Origin of the sequence: Aeromonas sp. 3P (assembly GCF_051919745.1) — a bacterium.
GTDB lineage: Bacteria > Pseudomonadota > Gammaproteobacteria > Enterobacterales > Aeromonadaceae > Aeromonas > Aeromonas veronii.
In genome coordinates this window covers 1,165,262-1,182,924 of record NZ_JBQBED010000001.1, presented here as the reverse complement: position 1 = coordinate 1,182,924, position 17,663 = coordinate 1,165,262, and the positions used below count along the sequence as shown (strand labels likewise).

Sequence of the window (17,663 nt, the reverse complement as noted above, 5' to 3'; positions counted from 1 at the left end):
AGACTCTGCCCTCCATTGTGCTTCTATCCTGTTTCGGACAATAAAAAAGCCAGCTGATGCTGGCTTTTTTATTGTCCGTGATCTGATGTTGCAGCCGACTTAGTCGTCGTGCTTGCACTCACCGCTGGCACAGTGACCGTAGAGGTAGAGACTGTGGTTGGTGAGACGGATGTTGTGCTTTTTGGCAATCTCGCTCTGACGTTGCTCAATCACCTCGTCGGAGAACTCGATCACCTTGCCGCAGTCGAGGCAAACCAGGTGGTCGTGGTGCTCCTGAGTGGCCAGCTCGAATACCGACTTGCCACCTTCGAAGTGGTGACGGGTAACGATACCGGCATCATCAAACTGGTTGAGAACGCGATAGACGGTAGCGAGACCAATCTCTTCACCCAGGTCGATCAGTCGTTTATAGAGATCTTCGGCGCTGGTGTGCTGGCAGTCCGGCTGTTGCAGGATTTCCAGGATTTTGACCCGGGGCAAGGTGATCTTGAGCCCGGCCTTTTTTAACGCTTGGTTGTTGTCTGCCATATTCTACTTATTCGCATTCTCGAAGGTGGGGTTATTCTGATGGACTGCCGCAGGAATGGCAACCTTGAACTCGCTTGGCCTGTCATTATAGGTCGTAGCCTCCCTAAAAATAAACCCAGCAATTCAAGGGGTTTAGCCATAAATTGCCGGTTGGATTGAAATAATCAATCGTGTCGTCCGACTTGCTGGCATGGCAGATGTTGATAAGATGTAACTTTCATATTTCTGGTCGGATGAGATCCATGGATTGGCTTTTTGACAATGCGGCCTGGGTGCGCCGCGCACTCAACGCCTGGCCCCCTTTCTGGGGTGCCGGTATCAAGATAGAGACCCTGAGCGATGACTTTCGCTACTGCCGGGTGACCCTCAAATCCCGCTGGTGGAACAAGAACGCCAACCGCACCCAGTTTGGCGGCAGCATGTTTGCCATGACGGACCCCATCTATCCACTGATGCTGATGGGCTACTTCAAGAATCGCTACTACGTCTGGGACAAGGCGGGCAGCATCAACTACATCAAGCCCGGCAAGGGCAAGCTGGTGGCCGAGTTCAACCTGACCGAGGGCAAGTTGACCGAAATCATGGCGGCGACCGAAGGTGGCAACAAACACTTCCCCGAATTCGAGGTTACGGTACAGGACAAGAGCGGCGAGCTGGTGGCGCAGGTCAAGCGCACCCTCTATGTGCGAGCCAAACCGGAGCACAGAGGTGAATAACAGGGGAGAATGAAGGCAGGCATCGCCACTTGCAGATACAACAAGGGCCCCGTCGGGGCCCTTGTTGTCAGAGGTATGAGGGGAGGCGGATTACTCCAGCTCGCCCAGGCACATCTCTTCGTGCAGCTGCTTGCACCAGCCCTTGACGCGCTCGGCAGTCAGCTCCGGCTGGCGATCTTCATCGATACCCAGACCGACAAAGTGCTTGTCATCGACCAGTGCCTTGGAGGCTTCAAACTCGTAGCCGGCAGTCGGCCAGTGACCGATGATGATGGCGCCTTTGGCTTCGACGATGTCACGCAGGGTGCCCATGGCGTCGAGGAAGTACTCGGAATAGTCTTCCTGATCACCGCAACCGAAGATGGCGACCAGCTTGTTGGTGAAGTCGATTTCGCCCAGATCGGGGAAGAAGTCGTCCCAGTCGGCCTGGGCTTCGCCATAGTACCAAGTCGGGATGCCGAACATCAGCAGATCAAAGCTCTCGATGTCGGCCTTGCTGCTCTTGGCGATGTCACGGACTTCAATCAGGTTTTTGCCCAGCTCTTTCTGGATCATCTTGGCGACAGCTTCGGTGTTACCGGTATCGCTGCCAAAAAACAGACCTACACTTGCCATAGTGTTTAGTTACCCGTATTTGGTGTTAATGCTCAACGCTCAGACTGCAATGTCCACCGCAAAGGCGGACTCAATCTGTTGTTTCAGGATAGATTGGATCAGCTCGGCTCGGCTGATGTTCTGTTGTAACGCAAGTTGGTTCAGGCGCTCCAGCAACTCGGCCTCCACCTTTAACTCTACCCGCTTCAGCCCATTTTCCCGATCGCGCTTAAGCTGGTTACGCTTGTTGATCTTGAGCTGGGTCTCGCGGGGGAGTGGATTGGTCTTTGGCCTGCCGGGGCGCTTCTCATTTGCGAACAGATCCAGTGTTGTTCGATCAGTTTGCTGTTTGGCCATACATCACAGATGAAAATAAGTTAGCCGAGTCCTGAGCCTTCCCAGCCCAGTTCGATCAGCCCCTTGGCGACAAAACCTGCACAACCCAGAAACAGTACCAACCAGACGATGAAACGACCGAAACGGGGCACATTGCCGCGCTTGAGCACGTCCTGAATGGCCAGGCCAATCAATATGAAAATGGCCACAAAAAATAACTTGAGGCCCAAACTTTCGATCAGGTCGATATGTTCACTTAGCATGGATTGCGCACACTCCTTATGACCGGCGCACTATATCACAAAGGATTTGAAACTGTTAACCGCCTGTCGACAGGAAATCCACAACCAATTTGTTGAACAGGGCCGGTTTTTCCGCATGCAGCCAGTGGCCTGTTCCGGCGATAACCCGCACCTTTGCCGCCGGGAATTGGGCCAGTGCCGTCTCGCTGTATTGGGGCTGCATATAGTCAGAATCCCCCCCTTTGATAAAGAGCACCGGCCCCTCGAAGCGGCGTTTATCCGCTGGCCAGCCCATGATGTTGGCGTAGTTTTGCTCAAGGGCGGGCACATTGAAGCGCCAACCCCAGCCATGCTCGCCTCTGGCGAACGATTTGAGCAGGAACTGGCGTACCCCGGCGATCTCGATGTGCTGCGCCAGCATGGCTTCCGCTTCACTGCGGCTTTGCGGCGCCGTGCGCAGTGTGGCGTTGAGTCCGGCGAACACATTCTGGTGGCGGGAGTGGGGATAGGCGACCGGCGCCATGTCGGCCACCACCAGCTTGGTCACCCGCTCTGGCGCCAGCTTGGCGAGCTGCATCGCCACCTTGCCACCCATCGAGTGGCCAATCAGGGTGGCTTCGGCAATATTCAGCCGATCCATCAGGGTCATGATGTCGGCCGCTTGCGCCGGATAGCTCATTTCGCTGCTATGAAAGGAGGCGCCATGGTTGCGCAGATCGACGCTGACTACCCGATAGTGCTCGCATAGGGCTCGGGCCAGCAGGCCGAGGTTGTCGAGGCTGCCAAACAGGCCGTGGATCAGAATGACCGCCGGGCCCTGACCCTGCACCTTGAAGTTCAATATGCTGTTTTGTTGCAAAATGACACCTTGTCGGTCGTGGGTGCGTATCGCTGTTTTATTTAACGCACTGGAAAGAAAAGGATTTCGTCCAATGGATTGGGATTTTATGTGGTTTTTTTTCTAAAAAATCCTGTCCGGATCGGCTATCAGTGCGGCTGATCACACACTTGGCCCGCTATTATGCCGTATTCTCGATGAGATTCATGTACATCTGCCAGCCCCTTGCTTGGGCTGTCGGGTTTGCCTATGTATAATCGCCGCATCCGAATTTCGACGAGTCCAGCGCATCCCTATGAAAACCATCGAGCTTGATGACGATCTCTACTTCTATATCGCCAGCCAGACCCGGCACATTGGTGAGAGTGCCTCCGATATCCTGCGCCGTCTGCTGGAACAGCCTGCTAACCAAGGTGTGCCGGTTGCCGAGCCCGTTGCCGTCGCGCAGCCCAGTACGGTAGCCACCCAACAAGGGCTGCAAGCCCTGCTCGATTCCGGTGAGCTGCAAAAAGAAGAGAAGTCCATCAACCGCTTTATGCTGGTGCTGAGTACCCTCTACCAGGATAACCCGGAAGGCTTTACCCAGGCCACCGAAATCAAGGGGCGCAAGCGCGTCTATTTCTCGCAGGATCCCGAGGCTCTGCGCGCCAGTGGCAGCACCACCAAGCCCAAGCCGGTACCGGAGACCCCGTTCTGGGTGATCACCAACACCAACACCAGCCGCAAGCAGAACATGGTGGCCCAGCTGATGGCCAGCATGGGCTATGGCGAAGAGGTGATCGCGCAAGTGTGTGGCGCAATTTAACGATTCTTCAAGACTCAGGCCTTGCCCGGCAAGGCCGCCATTACGCAAGGAAAACGCCATGGCTCAGCATTCCCACGCCGGTCAACCGGCCCGTTTAAGCGACCTGACCAACATCCCCCGTCTGGTCAGCGCCTACTACCTCAACAAGCCGGACATGAGCCGCCCCGAGCAGCGGGTGGCCTTCGGTACCTCCGGCCACCGTGGCAGCGCCCTGCACAGTGCCTTTACCGAATCCCATATTCTGGCGGTGACCCAGGCGCTGGTGGAGTATCGCCAGCAGGCCGGCATCACTGGCCCGCTGTTTGTCGGCATGGATACTCACGCCCTGTCCGAATCCGCCTTTGCCAGCGCCGTCGAAGTGCTGGCTGCCAACGGCGTCGAGACCCGCATTCAGGCTGGCCTCGGTTTTACCCCGACCCCGGTCATCTCGCACGCCATCCTGCGCTACAACTCTGGCAAAGAAGGGGCCAGCAAGCCTGCTGCCCGCGCTGACGGTGTGGTGATCACCCCGTCTCACAACCCGCCGGAAGATGGTGGCTTCAAGTACAACCCGCCCCATGGTGGCCCCGCTGAAGGGGAGATCACCAAGTGGGTGGAGGACCGTGCCAACGCCATTCTGGAAGCGGGTCTGGCTGGCGTGAAACGGATGCCGTTCGCCGAGGCGCTCAAGAGCCCGTTCGTGGTCGAGCACGACTATGTCACCCCCTATGTGGATGATCTGAAGAACGTGCTGGATATGGATGCCATCAAGAACGCGGGCATCAAGATCGGTGTCGATCCGCTGGGTGGCTCCGGCGTCGCCTACTGGGACGTCATCGCCAAGACCTATGGCCTGAATATCGAGGTGGTGAACTACAAGGTCGACCCGACCTTCTCCTTCATGACTCTTGATAAAGACGGCAAGATCCGGATGGATTGCTCCAGCCCGTTCGCAATGGCGAGCCTGATTGCCCTCAAGGACAAGTTCGACATCGCCCTTGGCAACGACCCTGACTACGACCGTCACGGCATCGTCACCAAGTCCGGTCTGATGAACCCGAACCACTATCTGGCGGTGGCGATCCAGTATCTGTTTACCCACAGAACCGGTTGGTCCAAAGAGTCAGCCGTTGGCAAGACGCTGGTCTCTTCCTCCATGATCGACCGGGTGGCCGGCGAGATTGGCCGCACCCTCAAAGAGGTGCCGGTCGGCTTTAAATGGTTCGTGGATGGCCTCTACAGCGGCGAGTTCGGCTTTGGCGGCGAGGAGAGCGCGGGCGCCTCCTTCCTGCGCAAAGATGGCACAGTCTGGACCACCGACAAGGATGGCTTCATTCTGGCGCTGCTGGCGGCGGAAATTCTGGCGGTGACCGGCAAGGATCCGCAGGCCCACTACGACGCACTGGAAGCCAAGTTTGGCCGCTCCAGCTATCGCCGTATCGACGCACCGGCCAACAGTGCCCAGAAAGCGGTGCTCTCCAAACTGGATCCGGCGCTGGTGGAAGCCTCAACTTTGGCTGGTGAGCCCATCATCGCCAAGCTGACCAAGGCGCCGGGCAACGATGCCGCCATCGGCGGCCTCAAGGTGGTGACCGAAAACGGCTGGTTCGCGGCGCGTCCCTCCGGCACCGAGTCCATCTACAAGATCTACATGGAGAGCTTCAAGGGCGACGCGCACCTCGACCTCATCCAGCAGGAGGCCCAGCAGATCGTCTCCGCGGCACTGGCCAAGGCTGGTGTATAAGCCACGCATCACGTCAGCGCCCGGGTCCTCGGGCTAAAGACAAGGTGAAGAGAGGAGCCAAATCGGCTCCTCTGTTTTTCTGTGGTGGCTACGAATTGTGCGAGGGCCTGCTGGTCTGGGGTTTAAAGCATGGCCTGTATCTGGGCCAACACAGCCTGTACCTTGGCGGCAGGTGGATGGGTGCGACCCAGTACGCGCATTCCCCACACCATGGTCATCAACAAAGCCGCGAGGGTGTCGATATCGCGCTCGGCGGCCAACTCTCCAGCTGCTTGTGCCTGGCGCAAGTTATTGGCCACCCGCTTTTCCACTTCGGCTAAGTGCACGCTGGCTTCATGCTGAATCGTTGGATTTTGGCGCCCCACTTCCAGCAGGGTATTGACCAGCAGGCAGCCACGATGTGTCTCGCTGGCAATGGCATCCCGAGCAACAGCATCGAGCAGTGCTCGCACACCGGCTAGGGGAGAATCTGCCGAGGCCAGCAACAGTTCGATCTGCGCCAGACTCTGTGTTGAATAGCGCTGCAACACTTCGATAAACAATCCCTCTTTTGAGCTGAAGGCGCCGTACAGGCTGCTGGGCTTCAACCCCATTCTGTCAACGAGTGTGGCGATGCCAGTGTTGCTGAAGCCCGTTTCCCAGAAGCTGTTGAGGGCAACCTCCAGAACTTGTTCTCTGTCAAATGATGCCGGTCTTGCCATTTCGATTCCTGCTTGCGTTGTCTTTTTGTAGTGATCACTAAAAAATATCTTGACCAGTGTTGGTGGCTTGTTTGATATTGTAGTGACCACTACAGAAAGGATGGTAATCATGCCCACACTTGAGCAAAAAATCAAAGAGTACGATGCGATAAAGCGAACTAAAGTCCTAGGTGATGTACTGGCGGTGATGGAGGGGGCAACAGAAGCGCTACGGGCGAGCGGACTGGAACAAGGGGCATTTGTCACTGGCGATCAGTTTCCAGACTTTGCGTTGCCCGATCAGCACGGGGTGGTGCGCCCGCTCTCCCACTATCTGGCTGAGGGGCCTGTAGTGCTCAACATCTATCGAGGTGGTTGGTGTCCTTATTGCAATCTCGAGATGCAGGCACTCAATATCGCGTTGCCCGAGTTTGTGAAACGGAGGGTCACCCTCCTCGGTTTGACTCCCGAGATGCCAACAACCGCGCAGGACACTCTCACCGCCAACGAGCTGGCGATCACCGTGCTCAGCGATGAAGGCAACCGGGTGTCGGCTTCGCTGGGGTTGGTATTCGAGCTGCCCGAGGTGCTGCGCCCAATTTATGAGCGTTTTGGTATCGATATTCCGGCCAGCAACGGGGATGACAGTTTTACTTTGCCAGTCCCGGCGACGTATATCCTTGGCCAGGATCGGGTGGTACGTTACCACTTCGTCAATGTGGACTACACCCAACGGGCAGAACCGACCCAGCTGATCGCTGAGCTGGACAGACTGACCGCGGCTGGGATGCTTTAAACCGACACGGCGCCAGAAGGCGCCGTGTGGAGTGCAGACGAGGCGGGCCTGGACAGGCCTGCCTCGTGTTTATAAGCAAATGACTCAGTAACCGCCTTTGGCCTCTTTCACCGCCAGCCCCAGCTGCCACACCGCCATGGCGTAGTGGGTGCTGTGGTTGTAGCGGGTGATGGTGTAGAAGTTGGGCAGACCGTACCAGTATTGGTAGCCGGTGCCCACATCGAGGCGCAGCAGGCTCGCTTCGCTGTGGTTGCCGAGGGTACTGGTGGGGGTGAGCCCGGCGCGGCGCAGGGAGGCCACTGGGTAGCGGGTCTGGAAGCCGTGCTCGTAGCCGGGCAGCTGGCCCTGACCGCGCACCGCTACCGGTTGGCCTTTCTCCCAGCCGTGGGCCTTGAAGTAGTTGGCGACGCTGCCGATGGCATCCACCGGATCCCACAGGTTGGTGTGGCCGTTGCCGTCAAAGTCCACCGCATAGCGCTGGAAGCTGGAGGGCATAAACTGGCCATAGCCCATGGCGCCCGCATAGGAGCCCTTGGGTTCGGTGGGATCCATCCCCTCGTCGCGGGTCATCACCAGGAAGGCTTCCAGCTCGCTGGTGAAGAACTCGGCGCGACGCGGATAATCAAACGCCAGGGTGGCCAGCGCATCCAGAATGCGGGTCTTGCCCATCACCCGGCCCCAGCGGGTCTCGACCCCGATAATGCCGACGATGATCTCCGGCGGCACCCCGTAGATCTGCTCCGCCCGGTTCAGCTCGCTTGCGTATTCACGCCAGAAGTTGACGCCGTTCTGTACGTTGTCCGGGGTGATGAACTTGGCGCGATAGCGGTTCCAGGCGCCGGTCGGGCCGGTGGGCTTGGCGGTAGTCGGCGCCTGGGCATCCATCAGGCGGATGATCCAGTCGTAACGCTCTGCCTGTGCCAGCACCTGATGCAACTGGGCGTTGTCAAAACCGTGCTTCTCGACCATTTTCTGGACGAACCTGTCCACGTTGGGGCGATTGGCGAAGTCCCCCTTGCTAACCCCTTGTGTATAAACGGGTTTGCTGGATGGCGCCTGATTGATAAAGGCGCTCTTGGGTTGGGGGACGACCACGGGCTTTAGCGCGGGGGCGCTGCTGCAGCCACCGAGCAGGGGGAATAATGACAGAGTGAGAAGAGAGGCAAGGCGACGCATAGGGTTCTCAAAGAGACTGATAAAGTGTCGCAATGGTAAAACATTGTCATCCCCGTGCAAGTGTTCCGTGCGCCTTGTTTGCCGCCAATTCATCGTGCGATGGATTAGCCCTCCGGTGAGGGCTGTGCTGTTTATGGCTGGGGGGGACGCAGGGTGTGGTAGCCGCTCCAGAGCCGGGTCAGGGTGGTGATGGCGCAGAGCAGGGCAAAGCCGTAGGCGAGCGGGGCGAAGGCGGCGGGCCACAGGCACATCAGCACAAAGAGGGCGATGGTCTCGCTCCCCTCGGTGAGGCCACCCAGATAGTAGAGGGATTTGTTGTGGTAGACCGGATTGTCGATCCCCCGCTTGCCCGCCATGATGGCAAACGCCAGAAAGCTCGAGCCGGTACCCATAAAGGCAAATAGCAGGGTGGCGGCGGGCAGCGCATTGGCGGGGGCGGCGAGGGCAAAGCCCAGCACCACGGCGGCGTAGAAAATAAAGTCGAGGGTGATGTCGAGAAAGCCGCCGCAGTCGGTGATGCCGGTTTCTCGCGCCACGGCGCCATCGAGCCCGTCCAGCAAGCGGTTGAGCAGGATGGCCGCGAGTGCCCATGAATAGCAGCCAAAGGCCAGCAGCGGCAGCGCCAGCATGCCGATGGCAAAGCCGGTGAGGCTCACCTGATTGGCACTGATCCCGGCACGGCAGAGCGGTTTGGCAAGCTGGGTGAGGGGGCTGCGGATCACGGGGATCAGATGGCGATCAAACAAGGTGAACACTCCTCGGTTAACAGTGGCATTCGGTGAGGTTGAGTATGGTGCCCGGTGCGTCTTCCGCATCGTGGGTCACCAGAATAGCGGGGATGGCCAGCGCCTTGATCTGCGCGAACACCAGCTCGCGAAAGGCGGCCCGCAGCGGCTTGTCGAGGCGGGAGAAGGGCTCGTCCAGCAGCAGGGCGTCGGGTTCCGCCAACAGTGCCCGCAGCAGACTGACCCGCGCCCGCTGACCCCCTGACAGCAGCTGTGGCAGCTTGTCAGCCTGATCCGCCAGCGCGACCTGTGCCAATGCGGCCACTGCCTTTTCCCGCCGTGTGCGTTTTCCCTTGATGATCGCAGGCATGCCGAACATCAGATTCTCCGCCACCGTCAGATGGTCGAACAGCAGGTCATCCTGAAACAGCATGCCGATGCGCCGCGCTTGCGCAGGCAAGGTGTTGAGTGGCCGCTCGCCGAGCCTTATCTCCCCCTCCAGCCGGATCGGGCCGCCATCTGTCTGCGCGCCGGGCAGTACTCCTGCCAGCCCCGCCAGCAGGGAGCTTTTACCACAGCCGCTGGGGCCCATCAGGGTCAATACCTCGCCGGGGGCCACTTGCAGGGCAGGGAGTGAAAGCAGCAGATTTTCATCAAGGTAAAGTCGAAGAGGCGTGGTGCTCAGCATATGGCTGTTTCCATCGTGAGAGTTCATCGTGAGCCGCCCCCCTTGAGCGCCGGATTGATCCGCGCTGGCAGCCAGAGCGCCAGCAAATAGATAACGAGTGGCAGCAGCAGTTGCAGCAGGCCGTAGAGCCCCGCCAGCCGCCGGTTGAGGCCGCTGCCGATGGCCACTGCTTCCGTGGTGATGGTGACCACTCTGCCAGCACCAAAGAGCAGGGTCGGCAGATACTGGGCCAAACTCACCGCCGCCCCGACGCTGAAGGCAAACAGCAGCGGGCGCGCCAGTAGCGGCGCTTTCACTTGCCACCAGGCTCGCCATGGCGTTGCCCCCAGCAGCAGGGCGCTCTGGGTGATCCGTGGATCGAACTGGCGATAGGGGCCGTGCAGGCACAAATAGACATAGGGAAAGACAAACAACAGCTGGCTCCAGAGCACCCATCCCCAGCCAATGCCGCTGCTTATCGAGTCATGTGCAAGCCAGTCCAGCCCGAGCCGGATGCCAAACAGCAGGCTCGCTTGCGGCAGCAACAGCGGCAAGCAGATAAGCCAGAGCGGCCAGGGGCGGCGGCCGGCTTGCGCCTCCAGACTACACACCGCGATCACCAGTGCCAGCAAGCCGCTCGCCAGCGCCAGCAGCGCGCTGGTTGCCAGAAGCGGCAGCAGGGTTGGCAGCAGATCCAGCCAGTAATGACTGCTCCACTGGCTGGGCAAAAGGGCGGGAAAGGGCCAGCGGCGCGCCAGCGACCAGAGCAGCAGCGCCGCCAGCACCGCCAGATTGAGGGTGATCAGGGTGAAGGCAAAGCCCGCTGCGAGCCGGTTGGCAAAGAAGTGGGGCGCCGCCCGTTTGCCATTGAGCCAGCAGCCTTTGCCCACCTCTTGATGAAGCCACTCCAGTAATCTGAACAGAGCGATCAGCAACGCCGTGATGGCGAGCAAAAGCAGGGCGCCGCTGGCGGTGGCGCCGCGCCAGAGCAGATCCGGGTCCTGATACCAGAGCCACAACCGCACCGCCAGCGGGGCGGGGGCGTCGGGCCCGAGCAGCTGGGTGAGATCCACCACCGCCACTCCGTAGGCCGCCACCGCATAGATGGGCAGGCGCAGGGCAGGCCAGAGCGCTGGCAGCAGCAGGCGCCACCAGATCTGGGGGGCGCTGAAACCGAGGCTCGCCCCCAGCCACTGCTGGCGTGCCAGCAGGATGGGTTGCTGCGCGGCCATGGCCATCAGCAGCAAAAAGGGGGTCTCCTTGAAAACGAGCAGTGCAATCAGCCCGAGCCCCCAAGGATCCCGAATGGTCTGCCAGTCGGGGGGGAGATCAAAACCCGTCAGCGCTGGCGAGACGAGCCGCAGCAGCCAGCCGGAGGGGGCGAGCAGAAAGGCAAAGCCGATGGCAAAGGCGACGTGGGGCATGGCCAGCATGGGCGAGAGCAGGCGACGGAGCAGCCCGAAAGCCCGGCTGTTGCTGTGGGCCAGCAGCAGGGCGGTCAACAGCAGACTACCAAGGGTGGAGGCGGCGCCAATCCACAGGCTCAGCGCAGCTGAGTGCCATAGGCCAGGCTGGGCCAGCAGCAAGGCGAGATGAGAGGCGGTCATCCCCTCCGCCAGCAGTTGCCACAGTCCCGCCAGCAATGGGATGACGAAGAGCGCCAGATAAATGACCGCTATCCCCGCACTCATAGTGGGGTGGCGTGTTAACCGGCGCCACGGCCGGGTGCGGGCCAGCGGGTGACCAGCGGCACTCATCAGTGGCCGTAACGCTCGGCCCAGGCCGCTTCCAGCTTGAGCTGCCAGCTGGGGTGAGGCTCGGCTACCGATTTGAAGCGCAGCGCCGGTTGCCCCTTGGCTGAATCAGGCAGGGCATCGGCCCTCAGCACGCTGGGATCACCCCAGAATGCCGGATTGGCTTTTCGCGCCTGCGCCGCCGGGCTTAGCAAAAAGTTGGCCACCACCTTGGCTCCCGCACGGGCACTGGCGTTGAAGGGGATGGCGAGAAAATGGCTGTTGGTGAGCGCCCCTTTTTTCATGGCAATCGCCTCCACGCTGGGGGGCAGGGCGCCAATCTGGGCGGCGCTCTGCGCCTCCTGCGGGTTGAAGCTGATGGCCATGGCCAGTTCGCCATCATCGAGCAGCTGGCGGGTCTCGGCGGCGCTGGTGGGGAACAGTTTGCCCTTGCGCCAGAGCGCCGGATGCAGCTCATCGAGCCAGGCCCAGAGCGGGGCGGTGAGCTTGGCAAAGTCGCTCTCGGTCGCCTCCCGATAGAGGGGGGCGGGATCTGGCGTCAATTCCAGCAGGATCTGCTTGAGAAAACTGGAGCCATGGAACTGGGGCGGCTTGGGATAGGTGAAGCGACCGGGATGGGCCTTGGCCCACGCCAGCAGGGCTGTAGCCGAGGTGGGTGGGCTGGCGACCTCTTCGGTGTCGACCATCAGATTGAGCTGGCCGATGCCCCAGGGGGCTTCCAGCCCTTCCACCGGCAGGGTGAAGTCCTCACTCACCGGCAGGGTGCTGTCGACCAGCGCCATGTTGGGTAGCTCGGCGGTAAAGGGAGCGCCGAGCAGCCCCTGCTCCTTGAGCGCCTTGAAGTTCTCGCCGTTGACCCAGAGCAGGTCGATGGGGCCGCCAGCTTGCTTGCCCGCCTGCTTGTTGGCCAGCAGTTGGCTGACGCTCTGGGCGATGTCATCCACCTTCACCTGCACCAGTTTGACCTGATAGTCGCGCGCCAGCTCCTGCCCGGCCCACACCAGATAGGCGTTGATCTCCGGGCTGCCACCCCAGGCGTTGAAGTAGACGGTCTGCCCCTTCGCCTCCTCAAGTGTCCGTTGCCAGTTGTCGTGAGGGGTGGCTAACAGCGGGGCGCTGGCCAGCAGTGGCAGGGCGCACAGCAGCGCATTTAGCCGCTGTTTGAGCCAAGAGTTGCGGTGCGAGTTGAGGTGTGAGCCGAGCAGTGAGAATGGCTTGAGCATAAACGTTTCCCTGATTGTCAGGCGCCACGGCGCCAGCGGTGATAACGGGCCAGCAACGCCAGCACCCGGGTGGGCTGGTGGGCCCGTTTCCATTCACCCGCCACATATTTGTTCCCCTCCATCAGGGTGGGATAGGCGTGAATGGTGCCGAGGATCTTGCCAAGACCGAGGCGGTGACGCATGGCGAGCACAAATTCGGCGATCCGTTCACCGGCGTGAGTGCCCACTATGGTGGCGCCAAGGATAGTATCCTTGCCTGGCACGGTCAGCACCTCGACAAAACCGTGGCGCTCGCCATCGGCGATGGCGCGATCCAGCTCGGCCAGCTCGAAGCGGGTCGCCTCGAAGGGGATCCTCTGCGCTTCGGCCTCCTTGCGATTGAGCCCGACCCGGGCAATCTCTGGCATGGTGTAGGTGGCCGCCGGAATGACCCGATAGTCGGCCCGAAAGCGCATGAACTGGCCAAACAGGGCATTTACTGCCGCATACCAGGCCTGATGGGCGGCAAAGTGGGTGAACTGGTAAGGGCCCGCTACGTCTCCCACTGCCAGTATGCTGGGGAAGTTGGTGGCAAGAAAACCATCGACCGCTATGGTGCCGCGGGGGGCAAGCTCGACCCCCAACGCTTCGAGCCCGAAGCCGCTGACGTTGGCGACCCGACCCAGTGCCAGCAGCAGTTGATCCCCTTCCACCACTTGTGTCTCATCGCCCCGGCGCAGTTGCAGCCGGATGGGGAGATCCCCATCGGCTGCGGGCAGATAGTCGGCTCGTTCGGCACGCCAGCCGGTGAGTAGCTGCACGCCATCGCGGCTCATCTGCCCGGCCAGGGCGTCGGCTACCTCTCTCTCTTCGCGGGGCAGCAGTTGCTCCGAGAGTTCCACCAAGGTCACGGGAATGCCGAGCAGGGCGAAGCTTTGGGCCAGCTCGCAGCCGATAGGGCCGCCGCCCAGCACCAGCAGGCGGCGCGGCGGGGTGCGCAGTTGCCAGAGGCTATCCGAGGTGAGGTAAGGCACCTGATCCAGCCCCGGCAGCTTGGGCACCAGCGGCCGGGCGCCGGTGGCGATGACGATATGGCGGCTGGCAAGGCGCTGGCCGTTCACTTCTACCTCCCAGGGGGAGACCAGTCGTGCCTCTCCTTCGATGCACTCCACTCCAAGCCCCTGATAGCGCTCGATGGAGTCGTGGGGCTCGACCTCCTTGATAACCTGCGTCACCCGCTCCATCACGGCGGCAAAATCGGCGCGGGAGTGGCTTGGGCTAAAGCCCAGCTCGTCGGCTTTACGTTGCTCTGCGGCAAAGCGGGCGCTTCGGATCAATGCCTTGGAGGGGACACAGCCGCTGTTGAGGCAATCTCCCCCCATCTTGTGTTTCTCGATGAGCGCCACCTTGGCCTTCACCGCCGCGGCGATATAGCTGGTGACCAGCCCACCTGCGCCCGCACCTATTACCAGCAGGTTGTAGTCGTAGCGAGCGGGTTTGCCGTAGGGGGCGAGCAGTCGCCGCTGCGCAAGGTGTGTGGTCAATTTCTTGACCAGCCAGGGCATCAGACCGAGCAGTGTCAACGCGACCATCAGGCCGGGGGAGAGGATATTGCCGGTGCTGGTTAACTGGCCAAGCTCGCTGCCCGCCAGCACATAGACGAAGGTGCCGGGCAGCATGCCAAGCTGGCTGACCCAGTAGTAGGTGCTGACTCTGATGGGGGTGAGCCCCATCAGCAGATTGACCAAAAAGAAGGGGAAGATGGGGATTAGGCGCAGGCTCAGCAGATAGAAGGCCCCCTCCTTCGCCATGCCGGACTGAAAGGTGGCCAGCTTGTCGCCAAAGCGCTGCTCGACCCAGTCGCGCAGCAAGAAGCGGGCGCTGAGAAAGGCCAGGGTTGCGCCTAGGGTGCTGGCAAAGGAGACCAGCAGCAGTCCCCAGGCGACACCAAACACCGCGCTGCCACCCAGGGTGAGCAGGCTGGCGCCGGGCAGGGAGAGAGCGGTGCTCAGCACATAGATAAGCACGAACAGCAGGCTGGCCGAGACAAAGTGGCTGTCGACCCATTGCGCCACTGCCGCCTGCTGGGCCTGCAAGGCGTCCAGAGTGAGGTAACGACCGAGATCGAGGGCAAAAAAGGTGCCGATAAGGCTCCCCATCACCAGCGCAAGCAGCAGGCGGGTCCGGTTCATCAGGCGTCCTTGCTGTCAGGCTGGGCGGGGCGTTCCGGTTGCACCGGCAGCTGGCAGAAGCCCTGCGGGGCGATATCGAGGGCGGCGTTGAACTTGGCCGACATGTTCTGGAAGGCGATAAGGCCGGTCAGCTCCACCATGGCATCGTCGTCGAACCAGGGCTTGAGGCGGGCTGCCTGCTCATCGCTCACCCCATCGATGCCAGTCATCGCTTCGGTGTAGTCGAGCACCGCTTTCTCCCGCTCGTCGAACAAGGGGCTTTCGCGCCAGTTGGCCAGCGCCTCCACCTTCTCGCTGGAGCCGGCTCTCTTTACCAGGGTCATGGCGTTGATGTCGACGCAAAAACGACACCAGTTGAGCTGGGAGACCCGCACCGTCACCAGCGAGCGCAGCACGGGGTCGATGGGGGAGCGCTTGCGGTTGATGACGCCGTAGAGGGTGGCGACGGCGGCAAAGAGGCGCGGCGAGCGGCCCCAGCACTTGCCCGGAATAAGCACCTGACCATAGTTGCGCTTTTGCAGCCAGAAAAAAGGGCGGATAAACCAGGCATATTCCCGGTCGGGTTTGACCTCAACGCGCATCAGTTACCTTCTTGTTGTTTCACACTTACGGTTTCAAATTGGGTTTGTAGGCCTGGCCGAGGCGCTCATTCAGGCGGGTCAGGAAATCCTCGATCCGCGCCCGGTTGGTGCCCAGATCGCTTTGCCCCTGACGGGAGGCTGATCGCATATCGATGCGGGTCTCTTTGGGGCCAGCAAAGACCCGCAGCGCCACATCATCCTGAAAGCCGAACCAGCCGGTGGTAACCACCGCATCCAGACCGTCGGGGCTGGGTCGTACCTGCCAGCCCAGCTCCTGCATCAGTTCGCTGGCTTCAATCACCACTTCGGCAGGAGAGGCCCTGGTAAAGAGAGGACCGGGTTTTGCCTCAACTGCTTTCAGCGGTGCGCTATTTATTGGCAGATCCTGCGCCGTTCTGAGCTCTGCCGCCCAGCGTAGCTGGGGGGGATTGTAGGGATCTGTGCTCACATCGTTGATCAGCGGCATCCGCAGCGCCTGTGCCACAAATGTCAGGGGCAGCAGTAGCGGCAAGGCGCCAAGGCCGCTGGCGTAGCGGTTACGGCTCCAGGGCAGGCGTACCAGCAAGATCAGGGAAACAAGGGCTCCGATGAGACAGATCGCAAAACCGATCCACCATGGCCAGAGATGAAAGCGGCTGCCGAGGGCGCCAGCGAGCGGGAGTAACCAGGCCAGCAGGGGCCACAAGCAAGAGCGGGGCATAGCACGGGATCTATCGTCGAATGTGGACAATGCCGAGAAGGATAAACTTAATTGCCTGATAACGTTAGTAAATTGATGAGAGTTTGGCGTGGTTTTGGTCAGTTTTGCGAGGGGGGATGCAGAGGTCGGTGAAGCCCGCCTGATGGGAGCTTCACCGAGAAAATGGTCAGTTGCGATGACTTAGTTGCGATAGAGCACTTTGATCAGATGAAAGCCGAACTTGGTGCGCACCGGTCCCAGCACCTTGAGCAGTTCGCCCTTGAAGACGGCATCGTCGAAGGGCTTGACCATATCCCCTTTATTGAACTCCCCCAGATCGCCGCTGCGTTTTGCAGAAGCGCAGGTGGAGAAGCGCTTGGCCATCTGGCCGAAGTCGGCTCCCTTCTCGATCTTCTCCTTGATCTCCAGACACTGTTTTTCGGTCTTGACCAGAATGTGCTGGGCACAGGCTTTTTTCATCGGGGCGCTCCTGGGAGTGATGGCGAAGGTTGTTAACGCCAAGGGTGGTAGCAAATCGGGGCGCAAGAGTACCCCAATTTGCCACTGGCGTCAGCCATCACAGCCCGCCCTTTATCGGCCGTATTATTGGCGAGCGCGGGTGGCCAGCACGGCGCGGGACGCGCTTGCCAGATGATCTCCAGACCGAGCAGGGCGTAGAGGCTCCAGATGGCCAGCGGATTGAGCCATTCGCCCCCCAGTTGCAGGGTCATCAGAGCGCAACCTGCCAGCAGCAAGGTGATCCCCGGCAGCCGCCAGTGGGCGGGCAGGGGGGCCAGCAGCGCCATCGCCAGCAAAATGCCGAGGCCAAACGGCAGGTTCAGGGCGGTAAAGGCCAGCGCCTGCTGGCCACTCATGCCGGTCAGCAGGGCCAGCAGGGCGCTGCAACAGGCGAGGAAGGTGATGAACTCGAGACGATCGGCAATATAGTCAGCCATCTGTTCGCTACGTGCATGCATGATGTGTCTCCTTCAGTTGATGGTTCAAGTGTGAGGGAGGGACGTTCGCAAAGGCAGCGGGATAATTCGATTGCGCTGAACGAGCAATTCTTAATCACCCGCTACGGCGGGCTTTAGGGTGTGCCGGGCCTGTTAAACGGTGAGGGTGGGGCTATGCCGACAAACTCTGTCGTGGTGGGTTTCTGGTGGTAAAGAGAGGAGGAGAGGTGACAAATGGTGTCTGACGACGAAGTGAACCTTGTTCAGGGCAGGTCAATTCGCTTCCATCGGGAAAGTGGGCGTCGTCATTGTCACCAAAATGTATGATTTGTGGTCAACCTCTTAAAAGATATGGCGAATTTGCCAATGGCACCGCGCTGTCGCTGGCCGATGCCTATGTTAGGATAAGGTTCGCCATTTTTCTGGCGCGCATTTTGGTGTCACGGCCATGCACGGCATGGCGTGCTGCGCCG

At 60.4% G+C, this 17,663-nt stretch carries 19 protein-coding genes and 1 pseudogene; 4 read left to right on the top strand and 16 right to left on the bottom strand.

Annotated features, from left to right (window positions below; all coding sequences use genetic code 11):
• Window positions 1–99 precede the first annotated feature (99 nt).
• Window positions 100–528 carry a ferric iron uptake transcriptional regulator gene (gene fur / locus ACTG19_RS05285; RefSeq protein WP_033113453.1) on the bottom strand — a complete coding sequence of 143 codons (429 nt, stop codon included), beginning with the start codon at window positions 526–528 and terminating at the stop codon, window positions 100–102.
• Window positions 529–770: 242 nt separating this feature from the next.
• On the opposite strand from fur, the gene ACTG19_RS05280 reads away from it, so the two are divergent.
• Window positions 771–1,244: a DUF4442 domain-containing protein gene (locus tag ACTG19_RS05280; RefSeq protein ID WP_180993667.1), complete on the top strand. Its 474-nt coding sequence runs from the start codon at window positions 771–773 to the stop codon at window positions 1,242–1,244.
• Between the two features lie 90 nt (window positions 1,245–1,334).
• Here ACTG19_RS05280 and fldA read toward each other — a convergent pair whose 3' ends face one another.
• The 4 genes from fldA to ACTG19_RS05260 are packed head-to-tail and all read right to left on the bottom strand — an operon-like array spanning window position 1,335 to window position 3,275.
• Complete coding sequence (gene fldA / locus ACTG19_RS05275) at window positions 1,335–1,859, bottom strand: flavodoxin FldA (RefSeq protein WP_005334298.1); 525 nt, start codon at window positions 1,857–1,859, stop codon at window positions 1,335–1,337.
• Between the two features lie 39 nt (window positions 1,860–1,898).
• On the bottom strand, window positions 1,899–2,195 hold the full coding sequence (gene ybfE / locus ACTG19_RS05270) for a LexA regulated protein (protein WP_005334297.1): 297 nt from the start codon (window positions 2,193–2,195) through the stop codon (window positions 1,899–1,901).
• Between the two features lie 20 nt (window positions 2,196–2,215).
• Window positions 2,216–2,437 (bottom strand): DUF2788 domain-containing protein, encoded by a 222-nt coding sequence (locus ACTG19_RS05265; RefSeq protein WP_005334296.1) that lies wholly within the window; start codon window positions 2,435–2,437, stop codon window positions 2,216–2,218.
• Between the two features lie 55 nt (window positions 2,438–2,492).
• On the bottom strand, window positions 2,493–3,275 hold the full coding sequence (locus ACTG19_RS05260) for an alpha/beta fold hydrolase (RefSeq protein ID WP_162628333.1): 783 nt from the start codon (window positions 3,273–3,275) through the stop codon (window positions 2,493–2,495).
• Window positions 3,276–3,549: 274 nt separating this feature from the next.
• Between ACTG19_RS05260 and seqA the strand changes: the two genes are divergently transcribed.
• Both seqA and pgm read left to right on the top strand, forming a co-directional pair.
• Window positions 3,550–4,059, top strand: coding sequence for a replication initiation negative regulator SeqA (seqA, locus tag ACTG19_RS05255; RefSeq protein ID WP_162628332.1), 510 nt, complete (start codon window positions 3,550–3,552; stop codon window positions 4,057–4,059).
• Between the two features lie 58 nt (window positions 4,060–4,117).
• On the top strand, window positions 4,118–5,782 hold the full coding sequence (gene pgm / locus ACTG19_RS05250; RefSeq protein WP_113738763.1) for a phosphoglucomutase (alpha-D-glucose-1,6-bisphosphate-dependent): 1,665 nt from the start codon (window positions 4,118–4,120) through the stop codon (window positions 5,780–5,782).
• 122 nt (window positions 5,783–5,904) lie between these two features.
• Here pgm and ACTG19_RS05245 read toward each other — a convergent pair whose 3' ends face one another.
• Window positions 5,905–6,594, bottom strand: a complete 690-nt coding sequence (locus tag ACTG19_RS05245) for a TetR/AcrR family transcriptional regulator (protein WP_237672020.1) — start codon at window positions 6,592–6,594, stop codon at window positions 5,905–5,907.
• Here ACTG19_RS05245 and ACTG19_RS05240 point away from each other — a divergent pair.
• The gene (locus ACTG19_RS05240; protein ID WP_113738762.1) at window positions 6,593–7,258 is read left to right on the top strand and encodes a peroxiredoxin-like family protein; all 666 of its coding nucleotides are present in this window, start codon (window positions 6,593–6,595) and stop codon (window positions 7,256–7,258) included. The genes ACTG19_RS05245 and ACTG19_RS05240 overlap by 2 nt on opposite strands.
• A gap of 84 nt (window positions 7,259–7,342) precedes the next feature.
• Here ACTG19_RS05240 and mltB read toward each other — a convergent pair whose 3' ends face one another.
• The 10 genes and pseudogenes from mltB to ACTG19_RS05190 form a co-directional block, all read right to left on the bottom strand.
• Window positions 7,343–8,434, bottom strand: a complete 1,092-nt coding sequence (mltB, locus tag ACTG19_RS05235; protein ID WP_113738761.1) for a lytic murein transglycosylase B — start codon at window positions 8,432–8,434, stop codon at window positions 7,343–7,345.
• Between the two features lie 131 nt (window positions 8,435–8,565).
• On the bottom strand, window positions 8,566–9,180 hold the full coding sequence (locus ACTG19_RS05230; RefSeq protein WP_439988825.1) for a CDP-alcohol phosphatidyltransferase family protein: 615 nt from the start codon (window positions 9,178–9,180) through the stop codon (window positions 8,566–8,568).
• 16 nt (window positions 9,181–9,196) lie between these two features.
• Window positions 9,197–9,847 carry an ATP-binding cassette domain-containing protein gene (locus tag ACTG19_RS05225; protein ID WP_439988824.1) on the bottom strand — a complete coding sequence of 217 codons (651 nt, stop codon included), beginning with the start codon at window positions 9,845–9,847 and terminating at the stop codon, window positions 9,197–9,199.
• Between the two features lie 23 nt (window positions 9,848–9,870).
• A complete protein-coding gene (locus ACTG19_RS05220) occupies window positions 9,871–11,517 on the bottom strand; it encodes an ABC transporter permease (RefSeq protein WP_439989591.1) in 1,647 nt (548 codons plus the stop codon).
• A 65-nt stretch (window positions 11,518–11,582) separates the two neighbouring features.
• A complete protein-coding gene (locus ACTG19_RS05215) occupies window positions 11,583–12,803 on the bottom strand; it encodes an ABC transporter substrate-binding protein (protein WP_439988823.1) in 1,221 nt (406 codons plus the stop codon).
• 17 nt (window positions 12,804–12,820) lie between these two features.
• Entirely contained in the window at window positions 12,821–14,974 is a 2,154-nt protein-coding gene (locus ACTG19_RS05210; protein ID WP_439988822.1) for an FAD-dependent oxidoreductase, read from the bottom strand.
• Window positions 14,974–15,555, bottom strand: a complete 582-nt coding sequence (locus ACTG19_RS05205; protein WP_113738755.1) for a carboxymuconolactone decarboxylase family protein — start codon at window positions 15,553–15,555, stop codon at window positions 14,974–14,976. Before ACTG19_RS05205 ends, ACTG19_RS05210 begins: the two co-directional genes overlap by 1 nt.
• 25 nt (window positions 15,556–15,580) lie before the next feature.
• Complete coding sequence (locus ACTG19_RS05200) at window positions 15,581–16,255, bottom strand: DUF1499 domain-containing protein (protein WP_113738754.1); 675 nt, start codon at window positions 16,253–16,255, stop codon at window positions 15,581–15,583.
• A gap of 180 nt (window positions 16,256–16,435) precedes the next feature.
• Window positions 16,436–16,714, bottom strand: a complete 279-nt coding sequence (locus ACTG19_RS05195) for a peptidylprolyl isomerase (RefSeq protein ID WP_005334269.1) — start codon at window positions 16,712–16,714, stop codon at window positions 16,436–16,438.
• 123 nt (window positions 16,715–16,837) lie between these two features.
• Window positions 16,838–17,211: pseudogene (locus ACTG19_RS05190) on the bottom strand (hypothetical protein).
• Between the last annotated feature and the right edge of the window lie 452 nt (window positions 17,212–17,663).

Coding starts and splice junctions, on each gene's coding strand:
- ybfE (WP_005334297.1), bottom strand. CDS start 2,195: ATGGCCAAACAGCAAACTGATCGAACAACACTGGATCTGTTCGCAAAT.
- ACTG19_RS05225 (WP_439988824.1), bottom strand. CDS start 9,847: ATGCTGAGCACCACGCCTCTTCGACTTTACCTTGATGAAAATCTGCTG.
- ACTG19_RS05205 (WP_113738755.1), bottom strand. CDS start 15,555: ATGCGCGTTGAGGTCAAACCCGACCGGGAATATGCCTGGTTTATCCGC.
- ACTG19_RS05265 (WP_005334296.1), bottom strand. CDS start 2,437: ATGCTAAGTGAACATATCGACCTGATCGAAAGTTTGGGCCTCAAGTTA.
- fldA (WP_005334298.1), bottom strand. CDS start 1,859: ATGGCAAGTGTAGGTCTGTTTTTTGGCAGCGATACCGGTAACACCGAA.
- ACTG19_RS05220 (WP_439989591.1), bottom strand. CDS start 11,517: ATGAGTGCGGGGATAGCGGTCATTTATCTGGCGCTCTTCGTCATCCCA.
- ACTG19_RS05200 (WP_113738754.1), bottom strand. CDS start 16,255: ATGCCCCGCTCTTGCTTGTGGCCCCTGCTGGCCTGGTTACTCCCGCTC.
- ACTG19_RS05210 (WP_439988822.1), bottom strand. CDS start 14,974: ATGAACCGGACCCGCCTGCTGCTTGCGCTGGTGATGGGGAGCCTTATC.
- seqA (WP_162628332.1), top strand. CDS start 3,550: ATGAAAACCATCGAGCTTGATGACGATCTCTACTTCTATATCGCCAGC.
- ACTG19_RS05280 (WP_180993667.1), top strand. CDS start 771: ATGGATTGGCTTTTTGACAATGCGGCCTGGGTGCGCCGCGCACTCAAC.
- ACTG19_RS05240 (WP_113738762.1), top strand. CDS start 6,593: ATGCCCACACTTGAGCAAAAAATCAAAGAGTACGATGCGATAAAGCGA.
- ACTG19_RS05245 (WP_237672020.1), bottom strand. CDS start 6,594: ATGATTACCATCCTTTCTGTAGTGGTCACTACAATATCAAACAAGCCA.
- pgm (WP_113738763.1), top strand. CDS start 4,118: ATGGCTCAGCATTCCCACGCCGGTCAACCGGCCCGTTTAAGCGACCTG.
- fur (WP_033113453.1), bottom strand. CDS start 528: ATGGCAGACAACAACCAAGCGTTAAAAAAGGCCGGGCTCAAGATCACC.
- ACTG19_RS05195 (WP_005334269.1), bottom strand. CDS start 16,714: ATGAAAAAAGCCTGTGCCCAGCACATTCTGGTCAAGACCGAAAAACAG.
- ACTG19_RS05215 (WP_439988823.1), bottom strand. CDS start 12,803: ATGCTCAAGCCATTCTCACTGCTCGGCTCACACCTCAACTCGCACCGC.
- mltB (WP_113738761.1), bottom strand. CDS start 8,434: ATGCGTCGCCTTGCCTCTCTTCTCACTCTGTCATTATTCCCCCTGCTC.